This is a genomic window from Actinomadura barringtoniae (assembly GCF_017573505.1).
Lineage (GTDB): Bacteria > Actinomycetota > Actinomycetes > Streptosporangiales > Streptosporangiaceae > Spirillospora > Spirillospora barringtoniae.
Map to the genome: position 1 here is coordinate 1 of NZ_JAGEOJ010000055.1, position 1,304 is coordinate 1,304.

At 55.6% G+C, this 1,304-nt stretch carries 1 rRNA gene; it reads left to right on the forward strand.

The features are described 5' to 3' along the window. Positions 1-32: 32 nt before the first annotated feature. A 23S ribosomal RNA gene (locus tag J4573_RS53365) occupies positions 33-1,304 on the forward strand; the annotation flags it as partial.

The window sequence follows — 1,304 nt, forward strand, 5'->3', positions numbered from 1 at the left end:
TCTCTGTTGCGATTTGTTTGATCGTTTTGTGTGTTCAAGTTTTTAAGGGCATACGGTGGATGCCTTGGCATCAGGAGCCGATGAAGGACGTGGGAGCCTGCGATATGCCTCGGGGAGTCGGCAACCAGACTGTGATCCGGGGATTTCCGAATGGGGAAACCTGGCACCCGTCATGGGGTGTCGCCGCCTGCTGAATGTATAGGCAGGTTGGTGGGAACGCGGGGAAGTGAAACATCTCAGTACCCGCAGGAAGAGAAAACAATAGTGATTCCGTGAGTAGTGGTGAGCGAAAGCGGATTAGCCTAAACCGTGCGCGTGTGATACCTGGTAGGGGTTGCGTGTGCGGGGTTGTGGGACCATCCGGCCGGATCTACCAGTCTGGCGAAGAGTTACAAAACATCGTGATAGTCGAACGGCATGGGAAGGCCGACCGTAGACGGTGAGAGTCCGGTAGACGAAATTGCGGTGTCTCTTGGGTGTGTTCCCGAGTAGCACGGAGCCCGTGAAATTCCGTGTGAATCTGCCAAGACCACTTGGTAAGGCTGAATACTTCCTGATGACCGATAGCGGACCAGTACCGTGAGGGAAAGGTGAAAAGTGCCCCGGTGAGGGGTCGTGAAATAGTACCTGAAACCGTGTGCCTACAAGCCGTCAGAGCCTCCTAGCAGCCTTTCGGGGTTGTTCTGGTGATGGCGTGCCTTTTGAAGAATGAGCCTGCGAGTTATGGTGTGTGGCGAGGTTAACCGGTGGCGGGTAGCCGTAGCGAAAGCGAGTCTGAAGAGGGCGTTTTAGTCGCATGCTGTAGACCCGAAGCGGAGTGATCTAGCCATGGGCAGGGTGAAGCGCCGGTAAGACGGTGTGGAGGCCCGAACCCACCAGGGTTGAAAACCTGGGGGATGACCTGTGGTTAGGGGTGAAAGGCCAATCAAACTCCGTGATAGCTGGTTCTCCCCGAAATGCATTTAGGTGCAGCGTCGCGTGTTTCTTGCCGGAGGTAGAGCTACTGGATGGCTAATGGGCCCTACAAGGTTACTGACGTCAGCCAAACTCCGAATGCCGGTAAGTGAGAGCGTGGCAGTGAGACTGCGGGCGATAAGGTTCGTAGTCGAGAGGGAAACAGCCCAGATCATCGGCTAAGGCCCCTAAGCGTGTGCTAAGTGGGAAAGGATGTGGAGTTGCTGTGACAACCAGGAGGTTGGCTTAGAAGCAGCCACCCTTGAAAGAGTGCGTAATAGCTCACTGGTCAAGTGATTCCGCGCCGACAATGTAGCGGGGCTCAAGCACACCGCCGAAGCCGTGGCAAT